Annotated in this window: 22 protein-coding genes; 8 read left to right on the top strand and 14 right to left on the bottom strand. The window is 69.0% G+C overall.

Features of this window, described 5'->3' with window-relative positions:
* Window positions 1-41 precede the first annotated feature (41 nt).
* Genes SSP08S_RS08305 through SSP08S_RS08295 form a run of 3 tightly spaced genes read right to left on the bottom strand, consistent with a single transcriptional unit; the run spans window position 42 to window position 4,566 of the window.
* The gene (locus tag SSP08S_RS08305) at window positions 42-857 is read right to left on the bottom strand and encodes an HAD family hydrolase (RefSeq protein WP_019067114.1); all 816 of its coding nucleotides are present in this window, start codon (window positions 855-857) and stop codon (window positions 42-44) included.
* Window positions 857-3,385 carry a phosphoribosyltransferase gene (locus SSP08S_RS08300; protein WP_019067113.1) on the bottom strand — a complete coding sequence of 843 codons (2,529 nt, stop codon included), beginning with the start codon at window positions 3,383-3,385 and terminating at the stop codon, window positions 857-859. Before SSP08S_RS08300 ends, SSP08S_RS08305 begins: the two co-directional genes overlap by 1 nt.
* Before the next feature lie 14 nt (window positions 3,386-3,399).
* On the bottom strand, window positions 3,400-4,566 hold the full coding sequence (locus SSP08S_RS08295) for an HpcH/HpaI aldolase/citrate lyase family protein (RefSeq protein WP_026178295.1): 1,167 nt from the start codon (window positions 4,564-4,566) through the stop codon (window positions 3,400-3,402).
* 175 nt (window positions 4,567-4,741) lie between these two features.
* Here SSP08S_RS08295 and SSP08S_RS08290 point away from each other — a divergent pair, with 175 nt between their 5' ends.
* Window positions 4,742-5,533, top strand: a complete 792-nt coding sequence (locus SSP08S_RS08290; protein ID WP_019067111.1) for a TerD family protein — start codon at window positions 4,742-4,744, stop codon at window positions 5,531-5,533.
* Window positions 5,534-5,604: 71 nt separating this feature from the next.
* On the opposite strand, the gene SSP08S_RS08285 is transcribed toward SSP08S_RS08290, so the two are convergent.
* The 6 genes from SSP08S_RS08285 to SSP08S_RS08260 all read right to left on the bottom strand — a co-directional run bounded on the left by SSP08S_RS08285 (window position 5,605) and on the right by SSP08S_RS08260 (window position 10,123).
* On the bottom strand, window positions 5,605-6,339 hold the full coding sequence (locus tag SSP08S_RS08285; protein WP_019067110.1) for a TerD family protein: 735 nt from the start codon (window positions 6,337-6,339) through the stop codon (window positions 5,605-5,607).
* Between the two features lie 110 nt (window positions 6,340-6,449).
* The gene (locus SSP08S_RS08280; RefSeq protein ID WP_019067109.1) at window positions 6,450-7,595 is read right to left on the bottom strand and encodes a DUF475 domain-containing protein; all 1,146 of its coding nucleotides are present in this window, start codon (window positions 7,593-7,595) and stop codon (window positions 6,450-6,452) included.
* Window positions 7,596-7,724: 129 nt separating this feature from the next.
* Window positions 7,725-8,300, bottom strand: coding sequence for a TerD family protein (locus SSP08S_RS08275; RefSeq protein ID WP_019067108.1), 576 nt, complete (start codon window positions 8,298-8,300; stop codon window positions 7,725-7,727).
* Window positions 8,301-8,396: 96 nt separating this feature from the next.
* On the bottom strand, window positions 8,397-8,972 hold the full coding sequence (locus SSP08S_RS08270) for a TerD family protein (RefSeq protein WP_019060360.1): 576 nt from the start codon (window positions 8,970-8,972) through the stop codon (window positions 8,397-8,399).
* A 113-nt stretch (window positions 8,973-9,085) separates the two neighbouring features.
* Window positions 9,086-9,544 (bottom strand): peroxiredoxin, encoded by a 459-nt coding sequence (locus SSP08S_RS08265; protein ID WP_026178294.1) that lies wholly within the window; start codon window positions 9,542-9,544, stop codon window positions 9,086-9,088.
* Between the two features lie 141 nt (window positions 9,545-9,685).
* Window positions 9,686-10,123 (bottom strand): DUF3052 domain-containing protein, encoded by a 438-nt coding sequence (locus SSP08S_RS08260; RefSeq protein ID WP_019067106.1) that lies wholly within the window; start codon window positions 10,121-10,123, stop codon window positions 9,686-9,688.
* A 362-nt stretch (window positions 10,124-10,485) separates the two neighbouring features.
* On the opposite strand from SSP08S_RS08260, the gene aceE reads away from it, so the two are divergent.
* Both aceE and SSP08S_RS08250 read left to right on the top strand, forming a co-directional pair.
* Window positions 10,486-13,218 carry a pyruvate dehydrogenase (acetyl-transferring), homodimeric type gene (gene aceE, locus SSP08S_RS08255; RefSeq protein WP_019067105.1) on the top strand — a complete coding sequence of 911 codons (2,733 nt, stop codon included), beginning with the start codon at window positions 10,486-10,488 and terminating at the stop codon, window positions 13,216-13,218.
* 112 nt (window positions 13,219-13,330) lie between these two features.
* Window positions 13,331-14,101, top strand: coding sequence for a potassium channel family protein (locus SSP08S_RS08250; protein WP_019067104.1), 771 nt, complete (start codon window positions 13,331-13,333; stop codon window positions 14,099-14,101).
* A gap of 19 nt (window positions 14,102-14,120) precedes the next feature.
* On the opposite strand, the gene SSP08S_RS08245 is transcribed toward SSP08S_RS08250, so the two are convergent.
* Window positions 14,121-14,408 (bottom strand): DUF4190 domain-containing protein, encoded by a 288-nt coding sequence (locus SSP08S_RS08245; RefSeq protein ID WP_043259331.1) that lies wholly within the window; start codon window positions 14,406-14,408, stop codon window positions 14,121-14,123.
* Between the two features lie 235 nt (window positions 14,409-14,643).
* The gene (locus tag SSP08S_RS08240; RefSeq protein ID WP_019067102.1) at window positions 14,644-16,263 is read right to left on the bottom strand and encodes an MFS transporter; all 1,620 of its coding nucleotides are present in this window, start codon (window positions 16,261-16,263) and stop codon (window positions 14,644-14,646) included.
* A gap of 83 nt (window positions 16,264-16,346) precedes the next feature.
* On the opposite strand from SSP08S_RS08240, the gene SSP08S_RS08235 reads away from it, so the two are divergent.
* From SSP08S_RS08235 to SSP08S_RS08225, 3 genes are all read left to right on the top strand, one after another.
* Entirely contained in the window at window positions 16,347-16,982 is a 636-nt protein-coding gene (locus SSP08S_RS08235) for a TetR family transcriptional regulator (protein WP_019067101.1), read from the top strand.
* A gap of 83 nt (window positions 16,983-17,065) precedes the next feature.
* Window positions 17,066-18,295 carry an alpha/beta hydrolase gene (locus SSP08S_RS08230; protein WP_019067100.1) on the top strand — a complete coding sequence of 410 codons (1,230 nt, stop codon included), beginning with the start codon at window positions 17,066-17,068 and terminating at the stop codon, window positions 18,293-18,295.
* A 57-nt stretch (window positions 18,296-18,352) separates the two neighbouring features.
* Complete coding sequence (locus SSP08S_RS08225; protein WP_043259330.1) at window positions 18,353-19,201, top strand: DUF4429 domain-containing protein; 849 nt, start codon at window positions 18,353-18,355, stop codon at window positions 19,199-19,201.
* A 6-nt stretch (window positions 19,202-19,207) separates the two neighbouring features.
* Here SSP08S_RS08225 and SSP08S_RS08220 read toward each other — a convergent pair whose 3' ends face one another.
* Window positions 19,208-20,224 carry an aldo/keto reductase gene (locus SSP08S_RS08220; RefSeq protein WP_019067098.1) on the bottom strand — a complete coding sequence of 339 codons (1,017 nt, stop codon included), beginning with the start codon at window positions 20,222-20,224 and terminating at the stop codon, window positions 19,208-19,210.
* Window positions 20,221-20,682 (bottom strand): MerR family transcriptional regulator, encoded by a 462-nt coding sequence (locus SSP08S_RS08215; RefSeq protein WP_019067097.1) that lies wholly within the window; start codon window positions 20,680-20,682, stop codon window positions 20,221-20,223. Before SSP08S_RS08215 ends, SSP08S_RS08220 begins: the two co-directional genes overlap by 4 nt.
* Window positions 20,683-20,777: 95 nt before the next feature.
* Here SSP08S_RS08215 and SSP08S_RS08210 point away from each other — a divergent pair, with 95 nt between their 5' ends.
* A complete protein-coding gene (locus SSP08S_RS08210) occupies window positions 20,778-21,593 on the top strand; it encodes a serine hydrolase domain-containing protein (protein WP_019067096.1) in 816 nt (271 codons plus the stop codon).
* Here SSP08S_RS08210 and SSP08S_RS08205 read toward each other — a convergent pair.
* Window positions 21,590-22,240 carry a pirin family protein gene (locus SSP08S_RS08205; RefSeq protein WP_086021949.1) on the bottom strand — a complete coding sequence of 217 codons (651 nt, stop codon included), beginning with the start codon at window positions 22,238-22,240 and terminating at the stop codon, window positions 21,590-21,592. The two genes, SSP08S_RS08210 and SSP08S_RS08205, sit on opposite strands and share 4 nt — an antisense overlap.
* Window positions 22,241-22,358: 118 nt before the next feature.
* On the opposite strand from SSP08S_RS08205, the gene fasR reads away from it, so the two are divergent.
* The gene (gene fasR, locus SSP08S_RS08200) at window positions 22,359-23,564 is read left to right on the top strand and encodes a fatty acid biosynthesis transcriptional regulator FasR (protein ID WP_019067094.1); all 1,206 of its coding nucleotides are present in this window, start codon (window positions 22,359-22,361) and stop codon (window positions 23,562-23,564) included.
* Window positions 23,565-23,637: the final 73 nt, after the last annotated feature.

The raw sequence follows: 23,637 nt of genomic DNA, 5'->3' as shown, positions 1-23,637 counted from the left end.
GTGCGGGTGCGTGGGGGCTGGTCGCGCAGTTCCCCGCGCCCCTAAGGAGTTGCCCTGAGGAACTCCTGGAGGATCCGTTCGCCTGCCAGGACGCCTCGCTCCGGTAGGGCCGTGATGTTGGGGGCCGTCCAGGACTCGTCTGCCAGTTCTCCGTGGCCTGGGCGCCAGCCCTTGTCCGCTGCCAGGAGGAGGTCGGCGTCGAGGAGGGAGTCGCCGGCTGCGAGGGTCAGGGTGGCGCCTGTGCGGTGGGCTACTTCCCTCATCGCCGCGCTCTTGGTGAGGGGCTTCGGGACGGCGTAGATCTTGCGGCCCTGGAGGGAGATCGTCCAGCCGCGGTTCTCGGCCCAGACCGCGAGTTCCTTCACCCACTCCTCGGGGAGGAGTTCGCGCTCTACGACGAGGTAGGCGAAGAGGTCCTCGGCGACGCGGTGCTTGCGTACCCAGGACGGGTCGGCGGAGTCGGCCAGGTACTGGCGGACCTCCTCCAGCGGCGCGCACTCGGCGGCCAGCCTTGCCTGCACCCCGGCGTGCCAGTCCTCGTCGGTCGCGCCGTCGACCAGAAGGTGGCCGCCGTTGGCGCAGATCGCGTACTTCGGCTCCGGACCGGGCAGGCTGATGCGCTGGTACTGCTTGCGGGTGCGGGTGGTGGTCGGCACGAAGACGGCCGTGTCGGCGCCGAGTCCGCCGAGTTCGGTGAGGAGTCCCGCCGCCGTCTCCGTCATGAAGGACAGCGGCTTGCTCTCGTGCACCTCGACGCAGAGCAGCCGGGGTGCCCGCGCGTCCGGCATGGTCAGGGCGAGGGCGGCCGAGGAGTAGATGAGCGTACGGTCGAGGTCGCTCGCGACGAGTACCGGCATCAGACCGCCACCGCCTTGCCGTCGGCACCGGTCGCACCGCGCGTGTACTTGGGGTGGATCAACCCCACGCAGGTGTACGGCAGTTCGGCCACCTCCTCGACGGGTACGCCCCGCTGCTCGGCGAGCAGTCTGACGTGGTCGAGGTCGGCACCCGCACCGGCTCGCGCGAGGATCTTCCAGGGCACCCGGCGCAGCAGCACCCGGGTCGTCTCGCCGACGCCGGGCTTGACGAGGTTCACGTCGTGGATGCCGTACTCCTCGCTGATCCGCTCAACTGCCGCCCAGCCCTCCCAGGTTGGCGTGCGGTCCGCGGCCAGCAACTCCTTGGCGAGGGTCGCCACGGCGTCCGTGACGTCCGGGAAGCGGGCGGCCACGGCGTCCAGGAACTCCACCGAGACGTCCGCGCCGGCGAGTTCGCGGTAGAACTTCGCGCCGTGGAAGTCGTGCGGGCCGACCAGGTCCGAGCGCAGCACCGTGCGTGAGATCAGCCCCGACACGGTCGAGTTGAGGCACGCGGAGGGAATGAGGAAGTCCTCGCGGGTGCCGTACGTCTTCACGCACGAGCCGGGGTCGGCCAGTACCGCGATCTCCGGGTCGAAGCCGGTGATGCCGTCGGACTCCTCGAACTCCCTGATCGCGTCGGCGAGTTCGCGGGTGATGGCGCCCTTGCCGGTCCAGCCGTCGACGAACACGACGTCGGCGGGGTCGTGATGGGCGGCGAGATAGCGCAGCGCGTTGGCGTCGATGCCCCGGCCGCGCACGATCGACACGGCGTAGTGCGGGAGGTCGAGACCGTGGCGGTACTGGGCCCAGCGGCGCATCAGGACACCTACGGGGGTGCCGGCGCGGGCGAGGGACACCAGCACGGGGTGGGGTGAGCGCTCGGCGAGGACCAGTTCGGTGACCGCGCCGACCGCCAGCGCGAGGCGTCCTGCCGCCTCGTCCAGTGCGGTGTGGAACAGCTCCTGGTACTGCTCGCTCGGCTGGTACTCCACCGGCAGCGACTCGGCGTAGTGCGCCCCGCCGCTCTGGATCGCTTCCTCCCGCTCCTCGGTCGGCGCCTCCAGCGTCACGTCCGAGAGGTCCTGGAGCAGCCAGCCCACCTCTTCCGGCGCGTACGAGGAGAAGGCGGGGCCGCGGAGGGGCTCGGGCAGCATGGGGGGCCTTTCGGGGACGTACGAGGGGATCACCGCGAGGACGACGTGCGGGGTGTGTGCGGCCAACTCGGCCAGCAGGCCGTGCAGTTCGGGAGTGTCCCCGCGCGAGTCGACGACCGCGACGACCGCGTCGAAGCCGGCGCCGGCGATGTTGTAGGCGTAGCGGTCGCCGGGGCCGTCGGCGGGGGTGTCGTGGGCGGGGAAGGTGAGGCGGGTGCGGATCGCGTAGCCGGGGTCGTCCACCGCGAGCACGGGGGAACGGGTGGTCGTGGAGTAGGTGACGTCGGCGTCGACTATCTGCTCCAGTTCGCGGGCGAGTCGGAGGGGGGCGTACATCAGCTCTTCGAAGCCCAGGATGTGCACACGGTGCGCTTTTTCTGGGAGAGCCTCTGCCAGGCGGGCGGCCATGGCGGGGAGAGCTGCTTCCAGGCGTATTCGGTGGGCGGGGGTGAAGCCGTGTCTTCCGCCGTCGGGGAGGTTGAGGGGCCAGCGGAGGTCGACTCGTGTTGGCTGCGGGCCGGTGGGGGCTGGGCGCGCAGTTCCCCGCGCCCCTAGGGGGTTGGCGCCCAGGTGGGTCTTTAGGGGCGCGGGGAACTGCGCGGCCAGCCCAGACGGCGCCGCACTCGACGAATCACCTGTCCCGGCACCCCCTGCCTCGTATCGCGCCACCAACTCCTGCCCCTTTTCCAGCACCCCCGCCGGCAGGCGAACCGTGCCTGAGGCCGCTGCCACCAGGTCCACCCTCGCGCCTATCTCCGCCGCGAACTCGTCCAGGCGGCCCGCGTCCGACGCCGACCGCATGTCGACCAGGGCCACCACCACGTACCGGTCTCGGGGATAGCGCCCGTGCAGGTCGCGGATCGTGTTGAGGACCGTGTTGCCCGTCGAGAACTCGTCGTCGACCAGCACCAGCGGGCCGTCACCGGCCAGCAGCTCCGGATCCTCCGGCAGCAGGAGGTGGGACGTCGCGTGGGAGTGGGACTCCTCGAAGCCGCCTGCCGTGGCCACTCCGGGGACGGGGCGGCGGGTGGAGTGGAGGTAGGGGGCGACGGCGATGCCGTCGGCCACCGCGTGGCCCAGGCCCGTCGCGGTTTCCGCGTAGCCGAGGACCACCGCACGGCGGGACTCCTCGGGGCCGAGGAGGTCGCGTACGCGGTGGCCCAGGGTGACGCCGTAGCCGTAGACGATCGACGGGGACTGGGGGACGTGTTTGCCGAGCACGTTCGAGACGAGGAGATGGGCCCGTTTGGGGTTGCGGCGGAGAGCCAGGCCCAGGAGGTCGGTCAGTTCGGGGTCGCCGAGGAGTTCGACGCCGAGCCGCTCCGCGACCCAACTGCCGGACCAAGCCCCGTTGTTCACTGCCTTGTTCATGCGTCCCTTGCGATTCAGCCGGGGATTCCGGCGGCGAGCAGCTCCACGAAGCCGACGTCCTCGCGTGCGACGCCGAAGATCTCGGCGCGCAGCATGGTCCGCTCGGCCCAGGCGCGGTGCGGCTTCACCTCGTTCATCTTGTTCGTGTACGCCGAGCGCAGCACGCCCCCGCCGCCCCGCTCCGGCCGCAGGATGTCCTGCGCGTCGCAGAACTCCTCGTGGCTGACCACGGACAGCGCGTGCACGGGCAGTACGTGCGTGGGGTGGATGCAGGTCTTGCCCATCAGCCCGTTGGCCTGGTCGAGGGCGATCTCGCGCAGCAGCCCGTCCATGGCGTGCTCGATCAGCGCCTCGCGCAGCTCCTCGGCCTGTCCCTCCAGGAAGGGGCTGCGGCGCAGCTGCGGCTTGAACATGCGCTCCTGGACCCGGAAGTACTCCCACACCGGGCCGGTCACCGTGAAGCCGGTGCCGTCGGCGCGGCCCAGCATGTTCACCACGTCGGCGATCACGGAGGCGACGATCTGGACGTCGTAGGCCGTCATGTCGGAGGCCCTGCGGAGGCCGTACGAAGAGCAGAAGTCCGTCACGCCCAGGCGCAGCGCGAGGACGCGGTCGCGGTACTTGTCGACCGCGCGGGAGATGCCCTCCAGGGTCTCGACGCGCGACTCGCGGTAGAGCAGCTCGGGCGACTCCAGGACCGGCATGCCGAAGAGGCGTCGGCCGCTCTCCGTCTCGGCGTCGGACAGCGCCTCCAGGAAGGGCATGCCGCGTTCCTCGGTGAACTTCGGCATCACGAAGCCGGAGAGGAGTCGTACGGCAGGGCCCATGCGGCGGACGAGATCGGGGATCTGTTCGGGCACGCGGACCCGGACGAACAGCAGCGGAAGCTCCACGCCCGGGCGGGCGGCCAGCTCGGTGAACTGCCGGACCAGGTTCTCCTCGGCGGCCGGGACGTCCTCGTCGCCGATCGAGTCCTCCAGGCACAGCACCATCGACACGACGCCGCGCCCGGCCAGCTTGACGATGTCGTCGGCCAGGTGCGGGCGGGTGGCCGGGCTGTAGAGCGTGGCGCCGAGGGCGGCGGCGAGCAGCCGGGCCGGGGAGTCCGCGTCGAACTCGCACGGCTCCTGGAAGAAGAGACGCTGCCGCACCTCAGGGGCAATGTGCCCGAAATGACGCATAAAGCTCCCCCGTGGTGACGATGTGAACCGTGTGTGTTTTCGATAGGTGGCCGGTAATAGTACGTACAAACCCATGTCAGGGGTTCCCGCCGGGCATGAACTTCAGGTAACTCGGCCGTGTCGGAGTCCGCACCCCACGTTGTCGTGACCAGGACCGAGAGGGCAGGATGACCGCATGACGCACGCGATGCTGAAGGGGTCGAACGTCCCGCTGGAGGCCACCACGGTACGTGCCGTGCTGCGCTGGACGCCCGGGCAGGGGGGCCCGGACGTGGATGTCTCGGCGCTGCTCCTCGGCCCCGCCGGTCGGGTGCGTTCCGACGAGGACTTCGTCTTCTACAACCAGCCCCGGCACCCCTCCGGGAAGGTCTGGCGGCTCGGCAAGAAGCGTGTCGCCGAGGGCCCCACCGACACGATCCAGACAGATCTGGCCGGTGTCGAGCCCGAAGTCAGCCGGATTCTGGTGGTCGCATCGGCGGAGGACGAGACCTTCGACCGCGTACAGGGTCTGCGCATCATGCTGTACGACGCGGCGGTCGCCGAGGGCGATCCGCTGCTGTATTTCGACATCAAGCCGGAGACCGGCGAGGAGACCGCGCTGATCTGCGGGGAGCTGTACCGGCGGGGCGAGGGGTGGAAGTTCCGGGCGCTCGGCGAGGGGTATTCGAACGGGCTGCGCGGGCTGGCCATGGACTTCGGCATCACGGTGGACGAGTCGGAGGCGGGGGGTAGTCCTGAGGCGGTCTCGCAGCCGTTGCCTCCGGCGGTTCCTGTGCAGGTGCCTCCGGCGGTTCCGGGTCAGTCCGGGTACGGGTATCCGCCGGCGCAGGAGCCGGTGACTCAGCCTGCGTACGGGTATCCGCAGGCGGCTCCTGCGGGGACCTACGGGTATCCCCAGCCTGTGCCTGCGGCGAGTGCGGTGGATCCGGATTTTCGGTTGCCTCCGCAGGGGCCGCAGTTCATTTGAGGGCGCGTGCGTAGTTTTTTCGGCGCGGGCCGGTGGGGGCTTGTCGCGCAGTTCCCCGCGCCCCTGAAGACCTATCGCTCGACCTTGGTTTTGTAGCCTCGGCCCCACTGCAATCCCCAGCCGTACAACCTGTCCAGCTCCGCCTGGAAGCCGTAGACGAACTTCACTTCCCGGCGGACGACGAGTTCGCCCTTGACGTTCTCGATCATCACTACCGCGCAGGAGCGGGCCTGGGGGTGGCGTTCGTCGAGGCCTATCTCGATGCGGGGGCCGTTGCTGGGGTAGAGGGTGACGATCGCGTGGGTGCGGTCGAAGGCGGGGGTCTGGTCATAGATGTAGACGAAGACCAGGAGGCGCTTGATCTGGTCGCGGTGGTCGAGGTTGACGTACATCGTCTCGCCGGACGCGGAGCCGAAGCGGTCGTCGCCGCTGAGCTTCACGTACGGGGGTGAGTTGACGTCGCCGAGGAGGCCGCCGAGGGGCTGGACGACGCCCTTGGTGCCGTCCATGAGTTCGTAGAGGCAGCCCAGGTCGAGGTCGACGTTGACCATGCTCTGGCTGTGGCCCATGACCTCGGGCGGCTTGAGGGCCTTGAAGGGGTGGCGAAGCAGGCTGTCGCGCTGGAGGCCGCCGATGTCGGAGGTCCGCATCCGCCAGGTGAGGTTGACGCGCAGGTTGCCGGTGGCCGCGCCCTGTTTGGTGAGCGAGACCTGGTGGTGCCGTTTGGTCAGTTCGATCGCGTTGCTGGCCGCGCTGCCCGAGTCGAAGTCGATCTCGCGGCGCCAGATTCCGTCGAAGAAGCCCATTCCCGCCCCCACGTCCACATGACTCACGACAAAGCTGTTCGGGGCGGCGGACCGAGGGCATGTCCTCTGTCTGCCGCCCCGAACAGAGCGTTCCCTTACCAGGGAGCTTGTCACACCCCGGACGAGACCTCAGTCTTCTCGTCCGAGCCGGCTTTTCCCTCGGCTTCCGCGATGGCGTTGTTGCGGCGGACCGAGGACCAGAAGGACCAGCCGATCAGGACCACGCCGACGAGGCCGGTGATGACCTCGTTGATCTGGTACTGGATGGTGACCATGAGGATCACGGCGAGGGCGCCGATCGCGTAGTGGGCGCCGTGCTCCAGGTAGACGTAGTCGTCCAACGTGCCCTGGCGGACCAGGTACACCGTCAGCGAGCGGACGTACATCGCGCCGATGCCCAGGCCCAGCGCCATCAGGACGATGTCGTTCGTGATGGCGAAGGCGCCGATCACGCCGTCGAAGGAGAAGGACGCGTCCAGGACCTCGAGGTACAGGAACATGAAGAACGCGGCCTGGCCGGCGAGGACCACCGCCGAGCGCTGCTTGCCGGTGCGCGCGGCCTCTTCCTCCGCCTCGTGCTCCCGCTCCTCCTCTTCCTCGAGCTTGTCCTCGAAGTAGCCGGAGAGTCCGCCGACGATCATGTACGTGATCAGACCGGAGATGCCGGCGATCAGGACCGTCTGCGCCTTGTCGGTGTGCGCACCGCCGTGCTGGTGGGCGTGGGCCGCGAAGGTGAAGGACGTGATGAGCAGGACGATCAGCGCGATGCAGACCGACAGCATGTCGACCCTGCCGAGCTTGGCGAGCGGGCGCTCGATCCAGCGCAGCCACTGGATGTCCCGGTCCTCGAAGATGAAGTCGAGGAAGATCATCAGCAGGAACATGCCGCCGAAGGCCGCGATCGCCGGGTGGGCGTCGGTGACCAGCTGCTGGTAGTGGTCCTTGTTGTTGAGCGCGAGGTCGACCGCGTCGATCGGGCCGATCTTGGCGGTGACGGCGACGATGACGACGGGGAACACCAGCCGCATGCCGAAGACGGCGATCAGGACGCCGACCGTGAGGAAGATCTTCTGCCAGAAGGCGGACATCTTCTTCAGGATCCCGGCGTTGACCACCGCGTTGTCGAAGGACAGCGAGATCTCCAGGACGGCCAGGATCGCCACGATTCCGAAGGCTTCCCACCCCCCGTAGAACGCCGCCGCGACCAGGCCGAGCGCGGTGACCGCGAACGACCAGCCGAAGGTTTTCAGAAGCACTGGCTACCCAATCCCTGTGTGTACGGGTCTCCCCCGCGCCGCACTCGGCTTTACTTAAAATTTGACGTCGAGCACTGAGTCTAGAGGGAGACTCCCCGGACCGGGACAGCCGGTCGGGACCAAGGCCCTTTACGAGACGTTGACCCCGAAGTCCAGTGCGATGCCCCGCAGGCCGGACGCGTACCCCTGACCGACCGCCCTGAACTTCCACTCGCCCTGGTAGCGGTAGAGCTCGCCGAAGATCATGGCCGTCTCGGTGGAGGCGTCCTCGGAGAGGTCGTAGCGGGCGAGTTCCTGGCCGTCTGCCTGGTTGACGACGCGGATGAAGGCGTTGCTGACCTGGCCGAAGGTCTGGCCGCGGTTGTCGGCGTCGTGGATGGAGACCGGGAAGACGACCTTGTCGACGTTGGCCGGGACCTTGGAGAGGTCGACCAGGATCGACTCGTCGTCGCCCTCGCCCTCGCCGGTGAGGTTGTCGCCGGTGTGCTCCACGGAGCCGTCGGGGCTCTTGAGCTGGTTGTAGAAGATGAACCACTCGTCCCCGAGCACCCGGCCGCCGTTGCAGAGCAGCGCGCTGGCGTCGAGGTCGAAGTCGGCTCCGGTGGTGGAACGCGCGTCCCAGCCGAGTCCGATCAGTACGTTCGTGAGGTTCGGTGCGGCCTTGGACAGGGAGACGTTGCCCCCCTTGGCGAGTGTGACGCCCATAGTGCTGGTCCTCCCCGAGGCGATGCTGTGTGAGTTGTCCTGCGGCCCGGCGCCGCACGCGAACCGTGCGGCGCCGGGCGGTGAAGCCTGGGGACGTCAGACGTTGACGCCGAAGTCCTGGGCGATGCCGCGCAGGCCCGAGGCGTAGCCCTGGCCGATGGCGCGGAACTTCCACTCCGCGCCGTTGCGGTACAGCTCGCCGAAGACCATGGCCGTCTCGGTCGAGGCGTCCTCGGAGAGGTCGTAGCGGGCGATCTCGGCGCCGCCGGCCTGGTTCACCACGCGGATGAACGCGTTGCGGACCTGGCCGAAGGACTGCTGGCGGTTCTCGGCGTCGTAGATCGAGACCGGGAAGGTGATCTTGTCGACGTCGGCCGGGACCGCCGCCAGGTTGACCTTGATCGCCTCGTCGTCGCCCTCGCCCTCACCGGTGGTGTTGTCACCGGTGTGCTCGACGGAGCCGTCGGGGCTCTTGAGGTTGTTGAAGAAGACGAAGTTGGCGTCGCTCGCGACCTTGCCCGCGCTGTTCAGCAGCAGTGCGCTGGCGTCGAGGTCGAAGTCGGTACCGGTGGTGGTGCGGACGTCCCACCCCAGACCGACGATGACCGCGGTCAGGCCCGGGGCCTCCTTGGTCAGTGAAACGTTGCCGCCCTTGCTGAGGCTGACTCCCACGAGTCCTCCATTGGTGTCCAGGGGCGGGGATGCCCCGTAGTGCGTCGGTATCGGATCAACGTCTCGATCCTAGTGACGGGTTCCCGACCCTCGCAGGCCCTGGAACCTAACAATCACAGGGTGTCGAGCGCCTTCACGTACTCGCCCAGGTCCCGCGCGTCCGGGAGACCGTTGACGACCGTCCAGCGCACGACGCCCTCCTTGTCGATGATGAAGGTGCCGCGCAGCGCGCACCCCTTGTCCTCGGCGAAGACGCCGTACGCGCGCGAAGTGTTGCCGTGCGGCCAGAAGTCGGAGAGCAGCGGGTACTCCAGGCCCTCCTGTTCGGCGAAGACGCGCAGGGTGTGGATGGAGTCGTTGGAGACCGCGAGGAGCTGGGTGTCGCGGTCGGTGAACTGCGGCAGGTTGTCGCGCAGGGAGCACAGTTCGCCGGTGCAGACGCCGGTGAAGGCGAAGGGGTAGAAGAGCAGCACCACGTTCTTGTCACCGCGGAAGTCGGAGAGCTTCACGGTGGCGCCGTGGTTGTCCTTGAGCTCGAAATCGGGGGCCTTTTCGCCGACCTGGATCGCCATCTCGTCCTGCATCCCTTCGATGGGGCCGTTCGGGTGAGAGCACCCTGGGTCCACCACCCTACGCAGCGATCACGGCATGCGGACGGACGGGCCGGCGTGGCCGGCCCGTCCGGGGTTCGACGATCGAGGTACCTCCGTGGACTACCTCTTGGACTTGGCCGCCTTGGGCGTCACCAGCCGGCTGCCACTCCAGTCCTTGCCCACGCTGACGCTCTTGGCCGCGGAGAGTCCCGCGGTCGTGGCGGCTTCCGAGATGTCGCTCGGCTCGACGTAGCCGTCACGGCCGGTCTTCGGCGTCAGCAGCAGGATGGAGCCGCCCTCCTCGACGTACGAGATGGCGTCCACCAGCACGTCGGTCAGGTCGCCGTCCTCGTCGCGGAACCACAGCACCACGGCATCGGCGACGTCGTCGTAGTCCTCGTCCACCAGGTCGCTGCCGATGACTTCTTCAATGGCCTCGCGGAGTTCCTGGTCTACGTCGTCGTCGTAGCCGATCTCCTGGACCACCTGCTCGGGCTGGAACCCCAGCCTTGCGGCAGGGTTCGTCCGCTCCTCCGCGTGGTCCGCGGTCGCGCTCACGGGTTGCCTCCTGATCATGTCTTGATGAATGTCCAGCATCGCGCGTGCGCGAAGCATTGGCCGTAGTCCACACGGACGGGCCGGATCGCGCAAGTACCCGGCGATTCGGAACGCCGAAACGGTGACGATCCTGGCCGTGTCGCCGCAACTCCAGGCACGCTATCGCGGCCGCTGGTGACGTACACCACAGCGTTCTGCCCGGTTTGCACGTTTGAGAACCCTCCGAGGGTACGCGACTCGAATGACTTTGCTAAACGAGTCACGGTTACCTCACGGTAGAGATGACGATTGCCGCCCCGCGGTAGACCATGGGGAACGGTGCAGCCCCCTCACCCAGCTCCCTCTGACAGGTAAGGAACAGCGTGGCTTCCGGATCCGATCGCAATCCGATCATCATTGGCGGCCTTCCGAGTCAGGTTCCTGACTTCGATCCCGAAGAGACCCAGGAGTGGCTCGACTCGCTCGACGCCGCCGTGGACCAGCGCGGCCGTGAGCGGGCCCGCTATCTGATGCTCCGGCTGATCGAGCGGGCCCGCGAGAAGCGCGTGGCCGTGCCCGAGATGCGCAGCACGGACTACGTCAACACCATCGCCACCAAGGACGAGCCGTTCTTCCCCGGCAACGAGGAGATCGAGCGCAAGATCCTGAACGCCACCCGCTGGAACGCGGCGGTGATGGTGTCCCGGGCCCAGCGTCCCGGTATCGGGGTCGGCGGCCACATCGCCACCTTCGCCTCCTCCGCCTCCCTCTACGACGTGGGCTTCAACCACTTCTTCCGCGGCAAGGACCAGGGCGACGGCGGCGACCAGATCTTCTTCCAGGGGCACGCCTCGCCGGGCATCTACGCCCGCGCGTTCCTCCTGGACCGGCTCAGCGAGCAGCAGCTCGACGCGTTCCGCCAGGAGAAGTCGAAGGCGCCGTACGGGCTGTCCTCGTATCCGCACCCGCGGTCGATGCCGGACTTCTGGGAGTTCCCGACCGTGTCCATGGGCCTCGGCCCGCTCGGCGCGATCTTCCAGGCGCGGATGAACCGCTACATGGAGGCGCGCGGGATCGCGGACACCTCCAGGTCGCACGTGTGGGCGTTCCTCGGTGACGGCGAGATGGACGAGCCGGAGTCGCTCGGCCAGCTGTCGATCGCGGCGCGCGAGGGCCTGGACAACCTGACCTTCGTCGTCAACTGCAACCTCCAGCGGCTCGACGGCCCGGTGCGCGGCAACGGCAAGATCATCCAGGAACTGGAGTCCCAGTTCCGGGGCGCCGGCTGGAACGTCATCAAGCTGGTCTGGGACCGCACCTGGGACCCGCTGCTGGCCCAGGACCGCGACGGTGTGCTGGTCAACCAGCTCAACACCACGCCGGACGGCCAGTTCCAGACGTACGCCACGGAGACCGGCGCGTACATCCGCGAGCACTTCTTCGGGCACGACCACCGGCTGCGCGCGATGGTCGAGAACATGACGGACGACCAGATCCTGCACCTGGGGCGCGGCGGCCACGACCACCGGAAGGTGTTCGCCGCCTTCGAGGCCGCCAAGGAGCACAAGGGCCAGCCGACGGTCGTGCTCGCCCAGACGGTCAAGGGCTGGACGCTGGGCCCCAACTTCGAGGGCCGCAACGCCACGCACCAGATGAAGAAGCTGACGGTCGCCGACCTCAAGGGCTTCCGCGACCGCCTGCACCTCCCGATCACCGACCAGGAACTGGAGTCCGGCGCGCCGCCGTACTACCACCCGGGCCGGAACTCGGAGGAGATCCAGTACATGCACGACCGGCGCAACGCGCTGGGCGGCTACGTCCCGACCCGTGTCGTGCGCTCCAAGCCGCTCGCCCTCCCCGAGGACAAGACGTACGCGAGCGTGAAGAAGGGTTCAGGCCAGCAGTCGATCGCCACCACCATGGCGTTCGTACGACTGCTCAAGGACCTCATGCGGGACAAGGAGATCGGCAAGCGGTTCGTGCTGATCGCGCCGGACGAGTACCGCACGTTCGGCATGGACTCGTTCTTCCCGAGCGCGAAGATCTACAACCCGCTGGGCCAGCAGTACGAGTCGGTGGACCGCGATCTGCTGCTCGCGTACAAGGAGTCGCCGACCGGGCAGATGCTGCACGACGGCATCTCCGAGGCGGGCTGCACCGCCTCGCTGATCGCGGCGGGTTCGGCGTACGCCACGCACGGCGAACCGCTCATCCCGGTCTACGTCTTCTACTCGATGTTCGGTTTCCAGCGCACCGGTGACCAGTTCTGGCAGATGGCCGACCAGTTGGCGCGCGGTTTCGTCCTGGGTGCGACCGCCGGGCGTACGACTCTGACCGGTGAGGGTCTGCAACACGCGGACGGACACTCGCAGTTGCTGGCCTCGACCAACCCGGGCTGTGTCGCCTACGACCCGGCGTACTCGTACGAGATCGCCTACATCGTGCAGGACGGGCTGCGGCGGATGTACGGGCCGGACAGTGAGGACGTCTTCTACTACCTCACCGTCTACAACGAGCCGATCCAGCACCCGGCCGAGCCGGCGGACGTCGACGTCGAGGGCATCCTCAAGGGCGTTCACCGGATCAGCCGGGGTGCCTCGGGCACGGTTCCGGCGCAGATCATGGCGTCGGGTGTGGCGGTGCCGTGGGCCATCGAGGCGCAGCGGATTCTCGCCGAGGACTGGAACGTACGGGCCGATGTGTGGTCCGCGACCTCCTGGAACGAGCTGCGGCGCGAGGCGGTCGAGGTGGAGCGGCACAACTTGCTGCATCCCGAGGAGGAGCAGCAGGTTCCTTATGTCACGCGGAAGTTGAGCGGGGCGGAGGGGCCGTTCGTGGCGGTTTCCGACTGGATGCGGTCGGTTCCTGATCAGATCGCTCGGTGGGTGCCGGGGACTTATCAGTCGTTGGGGGCTGATGGATTCGGGTTCGCGGATACGCGCGGGGCTGCTCGGCGGTTCTTCCACATCGACGCCGAGTCGATCGTGGTGGCTGTGCTGACGGAGCTGGCCCGGGAAGGGAAGGTCGACCGGTCTGTGCTGAAGCAGGCGATCGATCGGTATCAGTTGCTGGATGTCGCCTCGGCCGATCCGGGTGTGGCTGGAGGGGACGCGTAGTCGTTTCTCGTCTGCGGGTGCGTGGGGGCTGGTCGCGCAGTTCCCCGCGCCCCCGAAGGCAAGCCCCTTCGGGGCGCCTTTGAGAGCCATCCCGCCGCCCTACGATGCGGGCATGAAGCAACAATCGGCGCAAGCCCGTTGGGAGCAGCTCACTCAACGGCCCCTGCTGGCGCTCGCCGTTGCGTTTGCCGTGGCCTATGCCGTGCCGATCGTGGACACCACTGCCGGTCATTCGCTGACGGAGATGTGCACGGCGGTCGAGTGGGTGGTGTGGGCGGCGTTCGCCGCCGACTATCTGATGCGGCTCGCGATGTCCCGGGACCGGCGGCGGTTCGTACGGACGCACTGGATGGACCTGTGCGCGGTCGTGCTGCCGATACTCCAGCCGCTGCGGCTGCTGCGCATGGTGTCGACGCTCATACTCGTCGGGCGGCGCGCCCGGATGGCCTCGCAGATCCAGCTGACGACGTATGTCGCCGGCGCGGTCGTCGGGCTGCTGATGTTCGGCTCGCTCGCGGTGCTGTCCGTGGAACGGGACTCGCCCAACGGGAACATCCGGACGCTGGGTGACGCCGTGTGGTGGTCGTTCACGACCATGACGACGGTGGGGTACGGGGATCACGCGCCGACCACCGGGCTCGGTCGGATGATCGCCGTCGGGCTGATGCTGTCCGGGATCGCGCTGCTCGGTGTCGTCACCGCGAACATCGCCACCTGGTTCATCGCCCGGTTCGAGAAGGACGACGTGGAGGAGCGCCGGCAGACCGAGGCCATCGAGGCGCTGACAGAGGAAGTGCGGGCGCTGCGGGCGGAGGTGGCGGCCCTGTCCGGGGTGCCGGTGGTGGGGGTTCCGGAGCCGGTCGGGGACGAGGTGTCCCGCTAGCCGCGGATCCGGCCCTGATTCAGAAGAACGTCCACAGGACCGCCGCCACCGTGTCTATCGCGCCCAGGACGAGGGCCACCAGGGCCATCACCCGGCGTGAGCCCGCCCACCGGCGGCCCATGGCCAGCCAGCCGCAGACCACCGCGATCGGGCCGAGGACGATCCCCAGGTTGCCCGCCAGGAAGAAGCCCGCGATCGCGCAGACCAGTCCGACGATGGCGAGGGTCGCGCGGTCCGGCCCGGTCCCTGACCCCATGCGGCCACGTGAGCGGGGGGTCCTGCGCGTTCCGTTGCCGAAGCCTGTCATCGTCAACTCCCTGGGCGTTCACGCCCGTTCGGCCCGTACTCCTACAGTGACCGGATACCCCCGTACACGCGAAAAAAGCCTGCCTGCGCGCTGCCCCCCTCCGGCAGCGCGCCGCAGACCACCCGTCCCCCCCTGCCCTGCGGAGGACTTGACTTACTGTGACCTGCGGCGCGTACCGAACGCCAGGAATCTTTAGCGCAGTCACCCTGATAGGCGAACTCGCCCTGAATCAGGGTTAGATGTGAGCGGCTCCGGCACCCGCCTCCGCGTTCTCGCCGCGCTTGGTCAGCAGGGCGACGAACACCGCGACCACCGCCACGCCGGCGGCGACCAGGCAGGCCAGGCTCATGCCGGAGATGAAGGTGTCGTGGGCGACCTGCGTGATCTTCGCGGCGACCGCCGCCGGGGTGCCCGGGGCGACCGGGGCGACTCCGACCTGGACCGCTTCGGCGGTCGCGTCCAGTTGGGGCCGGGTGAGCTTGGGCAGGCCCGCGTCCGTCCAGTTGCCGGGCAGGTCACTGTCGACGCGGGAGGCCATCACGGCGCCGAGGACGGCCGTACCGAGGCTGCCGCCGATCTGCATCGCGGCCTGCTGGAGACCGCCGGCGACACCGGAGAGCTCCATCGGCGCGTTGCCCACGATGACCTCGGTGGCGCCGACCATCACCGGGGCGAGGCCGAAGCCGAGCAGGGCGAACCAGATCGACATGACCGCGCTGCCGGTGTCCGACTCCAGGGTGGACATGCCGTACATGGCGATCGCGGTGGCCGCCATGCCGCCGGCCAGCGGGATGCGCGGGCCGAGCTTGGTGATCGCGGCGCCGGCCAGCGGGGAGCCGACGATCATCATCCCGGTGAGTGGGAGAAGGTGGAGACCGGCGTCGATGGGGCTCATACCGTGCACGTTCTGCAAGTAGAACGTCACGAAGAACAGGCCGCCCATGAAGGCGATCGCCATCAGGACCATCAGGACCACGCCCGCGGACAGCGGGACCGAGCGGAACAGGCCCAGCGGGATCAGGGGTTCCTTGACGCGCTGCTCCCAGAAGGCGAACAGGCCGAAGCCCAGGACGGACGCGGCGAGGAACGCCCAGGTCGTGCCGGAGCCCCAGCCCCAGGTGGGCGCCTTGATCAGGGCCCAGACGAGGCAGAACATCGCGCCGGAGAGCAGCGCGATGCCGAGGATGTCGAAGGAGCGCGGGGCGTTCTCGGCGCGGTGGTCGCGCAGGATCAGCAGGCCGAGGATCAGCGCGATGGCGCCGACCGGCACGTTGATGAAGAACACCGACTGCCAGTTGACGTGCTCGACGAGGACACCGCCGAGGATCGGGCCGCCCGCGGTGGAGGCGCCGATGACCATGCCCCACAGGCCGATGGCCATGTTGAGCTTCTCGGCCGGGAAGGTGGCCCGCAGGAGGCCGAGCGCGGCCGGCATCAGCAGCGCGCCGAACAGGCCCTGGAGCACGCGGAAGGTGACGACGAACGCGATGCTGTGGGAGAGGCCGATGGCACCGGACGCGGCGGCGAAGCCGGTGACGCCGATCAGGAAGGTCTGGCGGTGGCCGAAGCGGTCGCCGAGCTTGCCTGCGGTGATGAGGGAGACCGCGAGGGCGAGGAAGTAGCCGTTGGTGATCCACTGGACGTCGGCGAAGCTGGCGCCGAGGTCCTTCTGGATGGCCGGGTTGGCGATGGCGACGATGGTGCCGTCGAGGGCCACCATCATGACGCCGACGGCGACGGTTATGAGGGTGAACCACGGGTGGCCGCGCAGCCCCGTGGAGGGCGTCGGGTCGGACGGGGCGGCCGCCGCCTTGTCCCCCGGCCCCGTCGCGCTGATGGTGGTCTGACTAGTCATGCGTTCGAGGCTAGTGTCAGCCACTGACAGTTGACAAACAGGTTCAGATGTCGGCGGCTGTCAACAATCGCGAGGAGAACGGCATGGAGACATTGCGCGAGCGCAAGAAGGCCCGCACGCGGGACGCGCTGCTGCACGCCGCCCTCGAACTGTTCACGACCAAGGGCTACGAACAGACCACCGTCGACGAGATCGCCGAGGCCGTCGACGTCTCGCAGCGCACCTTCTTCCGCTACTTCGCGAGCAAGGAGGAGGCCGCGTTCTTCGTGCCCCGGCTCACCGAGACGCACTTCGTCGACGCCGTCCGCGCCCGCCCGCCGCACGAGGCCCCGCTGGAGGCGCTGCGCCGGGCCGTGCTGGAGAGCTGGGACACCATCAACGAGGCGATCCAGCAGGTCGTACCGCTGGAGCTGCACATGCGCACCTACCGGGTCATCGAGTCGACGCCGGGACTGCTGGCCGCGCATCTGCGGCGCTCGATGGAGCTGGAGGAGGAACTCGCGCAGATCATCGCCGTACGCGAGGGGCTGGCGATGGACACGGACCCCAGGCCGCGGCTGGTGGTGGCGGTGTTCGGCGGGGTGATGCGGGTGGTGGAGCGGATGTGGATCGCGGGGGACGACCTGAGCATCGAGGCGATGCGGGAGCTGACGGCCGCCTACCTCGACGGGGTGGGCCCGGCGCTCGCGGGGAACTGGCGCGCGAGCGAGTCGTACTGAGTTCCTCATCACGTACCGCTGAAACGTGATCCCCGTCACTCGGTTAACGCGAGACCCTCTCGTTCTCCTAGTGTGTCCTCCCAGTGACTTCCTTCGACTCCTCCCCCACGCTGAACGCCTGGCGCGCGCTGCTCGCGCTGGCCGTGGTGTTCGTGATGCTGGCGACCACCGGCTGGACCGCGGTGCGCAGCCATCCCGGGAAAACGGCGCTCCAGGCCTCCCTCTCCGCTTGGGAACACGGCCATATGAACGGGCGCGAGCTGCCCGACCCGGACGCCTCCCCGACCCGGCTGGCCCGCTTCTTCGCCTCGCTCACCGCACAGCAGCGCACGCGCCTCGCGCACCGCTACCCGCTCGCGGTCGGCAACATGAACGGCGCCCCGGTCCAGCTGCGCTACCGCGCCAACCACATCGCCCTCGACCAGGCCCGCAAGGTCGAGCGGAAGCGCATGCACGACAGCCGCCTCACGCCCTACGGCAAGCAGGAGGCAGGCCGCCTCATGCACCGCTTCGAGGCGCTGATGAGCGGGGACCGCCACATCCTCGCCTTCGACCCCGAGGGTTCGGGCCGGATCGCCGAGGTCTTCGGCGACCTGGACACCGCGCAGCGCGTGTCGATCATCGTCCCCGGTGTCGACACCGACCTGCTGACCTTCCAGAAGACGAACAAGAGCTACTCGGCGCCGGTCGGCATGGCGCAGAACCTGTACGCCGCCGAGAACACGGCGAAGTCCGCGACCGACACCGGCACGCGCACGGCCGTCATCGCCTGGGCCGACTACACCGCGCCCGGCGGCCTCGGCATCGACTCGGCCACCGCGGGCCGCGCCGAGGCAGGCGCCGTACGACTGAACTCGCTGGTGCGCGCCCTTCCCGGCACCTCGCAGATCGCCCTCTTCTGCCACAGCTACGGCTCGGTGGTGTGCGGGGTCGCCGCGCACGAACTGCCGACCCGGGTGACCGACATCGCGGTGGCCGGCAGCCCCGGCATGCGCGCCTCGAACGCCGCCCACCTGCACACCCTCGCCCGGGTGTGGGCGATGCGGGACGCCGACGACTGGATCCAGGACGTGCCGTACATGGAGGTCGGCGGTCTCGGCCACGGCGAGGACCCGGTGTCCAACGCGTTCGGCGCGCGGGTGCTGGCCGCGAAGGACGCCAAGGGCCACACCGGCTACTTCGCGTGGGGTACCGACAGCCTCGCCAATTTCGCCGACATCGGTGTGGGCGCGTACGACGCGGTGTCGTGCGCGCACGACACCGACACCTGCCGACAGGGTCTGTCCGACGCCCCAGAGGCCGGACGCGCGTAGAAACAGCAGGAACTGCGGTCTGCGCGGGGATGGGACGGAGGACATGTGCCGCCTACGATGAGCCGCATGGGTGACGTACTGGCCGGATTTCATGCCGCTTGGGAGTTCGAGTCCGACTTCGTGCGTATCCGCTACGAGCGGGGCATTCGAACCCCCAAGCTGTTCCAGGCACTCGGTGAACGCCGGATCCCCTTCGAGGCGATGGAGACGGTGACCCTCGCCCCCGGCAAGCGCGGCACCGTCGTCCTGCGCCTCGTACCGCGCGCCGGCGCCGACCCCCTCATGGAGGCGGCCGCCGGCCAGCTCAAGGAGGGCAGCGACCCCTACCAACTCGTCCTGCCCGCCGAGCGCGAGACCCTCGCCGAGTACTACGCCGACGAGCTGCGCGCCCAGCTGAAGCGGGACCGCGGTCCGGCCGAACGCTTCCTGGTGGCCGCGCCCGAAGTACCACTGCGTTTCAAGGCGTACGACGGAAAGGCGACCTTCGACGGGAAGACGGTCTCCTTCCGCTGGTTCTGGACCGGCGCCTCGTCGGCGAAGTGGAAGGCCGGCGACCAGACCTTCCCGGTCGCCGACCTGAATGGCGTCGAGTGGCGCTCCCCCGAGGTGTTCGAGGGGCATCTACGGCTGCTGCGAGGTACTGCGCCGCCTGTGCCGGTGGATCAGGATCCGGCGGCCGTGGTGTTCGGGCTAGGATACGGGCCGGTGCACGAGTCACTGCCGTTCGCGGCAGCGGTCCTTGCTGCGGTGCGGTCTGCTCGGCCCACTGCCGTGATACCGGCTGCTCGGCGTGACCCCGCCGATATCGCCGAGCGGATCCGGCATCTCGGGGAGTTGCATGCGGCGGGGCTGGTGACGGACGAGGAGTTCACGGTGAAGAAGGCGGAACTCCTCGCGGAACTGTAAGAACCCCTACTCCCTGCTGGTGGAAGCGAAGGTCATGTCCGCGTAGCGGTCGCCTGCCACCTTGCCCGCGATCGGTTCCAGCAGGCTCAGCTCATCGTCCGTGAGGACGATCCTCGTCGCCGCCGTGTTCTCCTCCACCCGCCTGCGCTTGGTCGTGCCGGGGATCGGGATCACCGGGAGGCCGTGGACCTGGGCGCGCTGCTGGACCCAGGCCAGGGCGATCTGGCCGAGGGAGGCGTCGTGGGCTTCGGCGACCGTGCGGACGGGGTCGAGGAGGGCCGCGTTGGCCGCCGCGTTCTCACCGGTGAAGCGGGGCTGGTGGCGGCGGAAGTCGCCCTCCGTCAGGTCCTGTTCGGCGTTGGCGAAGGAGCCGGTGAGGAAGCCGCGGCCGAGCGGCGAGTACGGCACGACGGCCGAACCGAGCTCGACGGCCGCCCCGACCAGGCTGATCTCGACGTCCCGGCTGAACAGCGACCACTCCGACTGCACGGCGGCGATCGGGTGCACGGTGTGCGCGGCACGCAGCTCCGCTCCCGTGACCTCGCTCAGCCCGAGGTGCCTGACCTTGCCCTCGCGCACCAGCTCCGCCATCGCGCCGACGGTCTCCTCGATGGGGACGGCCGGGTCGCGGCGGTGCATGTAGTAGAGGTCGATGACATCGATGCCGAGCCGCTGCAGGCTCGCCTCGACGGCCTGGCGGATGTAGGGCCGGTCGTTGCGGACGACCCGCCGGGTGGGCTCGCCGGGCGGGATCGACATGGCGAACTTGGTGGCGATCACGACCTCGTCGCGGTGCGCCTTGAAGAACGGCGAGAGGAACCGCTCGTTCTCCCCGGCCCCGTACACGTCCGCCGTGTCGTAGAAGGTCACGCCGAGCTCCAGCGCCCGGTCCAGGGTGGCCAGCGACTCCTTCGCGTCGGGAGGACCGTAGGCGAAGCTCATGCCCATGCACCCGAGACCCTGGACGCCGACCTCGGGGCCGTCCGCGCCGAGCCGTGCGGTCGGGATCGTGGTGTCGGTCATCCTGCCTTCTCCTTCTCGTAGGCGTGGGCCTCGCCGTAGAAGGCGATCTTCCGGTCGAGTACGGCGAGGGTGTCGTGCAGTTCGGCGATCCTGGCCAGGACGTCCCGGCGGGTGGCCTCGAGGAGTTCGAAGCGGTCGCCGTAGGTGTGGTCGCCCTCGCGCACGAGCTCGGCGTACCGGACCATGTCGGCGACCGGCATGCCGGTCAGCCGGAGCTTGCCGACGAGGTCGAGCCAGTCGAGGTCGCGGTTGCTGTAGCGGCGCTGGCCGGTGTGCGAGCGGTCGATGTGCTGCATCAGCCCGATGCGCTCGTACCACCGCAGGGTGTGAGCCGTCAGGCCGGTGAAGGCGACGACCTCGCTGATCGTGTAGCTGTCCGCGCCGTCGGGACGCCGCTCGGCCTGCGGCGGGCCTCCGCAGCTGTCGGTCCTGGTACCCGTGGTCTCCATCACCGTCATGACCACCACGCTATGGCCTTGGAGTGCACTCGAAGCAAGCGGAACCGGTAAGAAATCGGCGGGAGGCCCGAGACCGAGCGCTTAGGCTCAAGGCCATGTCCTTGCACAACCTCGCGCTGATCGAGAACTGGCCGGTGCCGACCGCGGCGGCGGGCGTCGTACGAGCCGACGGAACCGTCCTCGGGACCCACGGCCCGACCGCCGACCGCTTCCCGCTCGCCTCGGTCACCAAGCCGCTCGCGGCCTACGCCGCCCTCGTCGCGTACGAGGAGGGCGCCATCGAGCTGGACGAACCGGCGGGCCCGCCCGGCTCCACCGTCCGCCACCTCCTCGCCCACACCTCGGGCCTGGCCTTCGACGAACACCGCGTGACGGCACCCCCCGGAGAGCGCCGCCTGTACTCGAACGCGGGCTTCGAGCAACTCGGCGACCACATCGCGAAGGCGACGGAGATCGAGTTCGCCGAGTACCTGCACCAGGCGGTCCTGGCCCCCCTGGGCATGAACGCGACCTCGCTGAACGGTTCCCCGGCGAAGGACGGAATCTCGACGGTCGACGACCTGCTCCTCTTCGCCGCCGAAGTCCAGGCACCGCGCCTCCTGGACCCCCGCACGGTCGCCGAGGCGATGACGGTCCAGTACCCCGGCACCAAGGGCGTCCTGCCGGGCTACGGCCACCAGAACCCCAACGACTGGGGCCTCGGCTTCGAGATCCGCGACTCCAAGTCCCCGCACTGGACAGGCAGTTCGTCCTCCCCACGCACCTTCGGCCACTTCGGCCAGTCCGGCACGTTCCTGTGGGTGGACCCGGCAGCGGGAGCGGCCTGCGTGGCCCTGACGGACCGCGCGTTCGGCCCGTGGGCAGTGGAGGCATGGCCGCCGTTCACGGACGCGGTCCTCGCGGAGCTCTAGAGCATCTCCCACATCAACAACTCGGCCCCGGTGACCGCCTGAGCCGCCAGATCCCGCGCGTCCGTGATCCGAGCAGCATCCCCCGGCCCCAACTTCTCCCCACCCAGGCTCACTTCACCGCGCACCACATGAACGTACACATGCGCCGCGTCCGGTACGGCCGTCCGCTCGCCGGGAACCAGCCGCCGCACATGCAGCATCGCGCCGGCCTCCGGCACCGCGTACGGAGTCGAGTCCGCGATGCCGTGGACGATCTCGTACGACGGCTCGCCACCGGGCTCCAGCGGGGCGAGCCACATCTGCACGAAGGTCAGGGGCGAGTCGCTGTCGTTGCGCTCGACATGCCGCACACCGGCAGCCGAACTGAGGCGCTGCACGTCACCGGGCCGGACGCGCGTCAACTGCCCCGTGGAGTCGCGATGGCTGAGCTCCCCCTCCACCACCCACGTGACGATCTCCGTGTGGCTGTGCGGGTGTTCACCGAACCCGGCGCCGGGGGCAAGCCGTTCCTCGTTGCAGGCGATGACCGCGCCGAACCGAAGATTGTCGGGGTCGTAGTGCGGCCCGAACGAAAAGGCATGCCACGACTGGATCCCGACCTGCGGGTCACCGCCTGGGTACCGCTCCGCAGAGCGCCGCACGTCCATCACACCCACCACGGTAGTCCCGCCCACGGCAAGGGCCCACCCACTTGTTCTGTCCCCACGCCACCGGCTTGAGGCGCCCCGAAGGTGACCGAACCAAAAGATGGTGCAGTCTTGTCACGTGCCCGAACCCGAAACCACCAGACCCGCAGCCCCCCTCCCCCGCGCCCACTCCCACCCCGCGACCCTCAAGCGGCTGGAGCAGTCGTCCGGGAGTCTCGCCGCCCAGGCCATCGCGCGCATGGACGAGTCGCTGCCGTGGTACCGGGCGATGCCACCGGAGAACCGTTCCTGGATCGGGCTGGTCGCCCAGGCGGGTATCGCCGCGTTCACCGAGTGGTTCCGGCATCCCGACGCGCCGCAGGCCATCTCCACCGACGTCTTCGGTACGGCGCCCCGCGAGCTGACCCGGGCGATCACGCTCCGCCAGACCGTGGAGATGGTGCGCACGACGATCGAGGTCATGGAGTCGGCCATCGACGAGGTGGCGGCCCCGGGCGACGAGTCCGTCCTCCGCGAGGCGCTGCTCGTGTACGCCCGGGAGATCGCCTTCGCGACCGCGCAGGTGTACGCGCAGGCCGCCGAGGCGCGCGGCGCGTGGGACGCGCGGCTGGAGTCGCTGGTCGTGAACGCCGTGCTGAGCGGCGAGGCGGACGAAGGAGCCGTCTCCCGGGCCGCCGCGCTCGGGTGGAACTCGCCGGAGCACGTGTGTGTCGTACTCGGCACCGCGCCCGACGGCGACAGCGAGCTGACCGTCGAGGCGATCCGCCGCGCCGCCCGGCACGCCAAGCTCCAGGTGCTGACCGGGGTGCTCGGCGACCGGCTGGTCGTCATCGCGGGCGGCAGCGACAACCCCCTCGCGGTCGCCAAGTCGCTGATCGGCCCGTACGCGGCAGGACCCGTGGTCGCGGGCCCCATCGTGCCCGATCTCCTCGCCGCCACCCGGTCCGCCCAGGCCGCCGCGGCCGGGCTGAAGGCCTGCTCCGCCTGGCAGGACGCACCGCGCCCGGTGCTGGCGGACGACCTGCTTCCGGAACGCGCGATGGCCGGTGACCCCAGTGCGCGTGACCAGTTGGTGGAGGAGATCTACAGACCACTGGAGGAGGCCGGGTCCGCGCTCCTGGAGACACTCAGTGTCTATCTGGAGCAGGCGAGTAGTCTCGAAGGTGCGGCACGCATGCTGTTCGTCCATCCCAACACCGTGCGCTACCGGCTTCGACGTGTGACTGACGTCACCGGCTGGTCGCCGTCCGATGTACGTTCCGCGTTCACGCTGCGGATCGCGCTGATCCTGGGGCGTCTGGCCGATGGAGATCTCCAGACCTAGGTTTTTGTCGGGGCCCCACAAAACCCCCTCGTGTTCTTCGTCCCTGTCCCCACGGGCGGCCGTGCCCGTCCCC

It is taken from the genome of Streptomyces hokutonensis (assembly GCF_000376565.1).
In the GTDB taxonomy this organism is placed as follows: Bacteria; Actinomycetota; Actinomycetes; order Streptomycetales; family Streptomycetaceae; genus Streptomyces; species Streptomyces hokutonensis.
The sequence above is the reverse complement of the archived record's forward strand: the minus strand, read 5'-3'. Positions and strand labels throughout refer to the sequence as shown.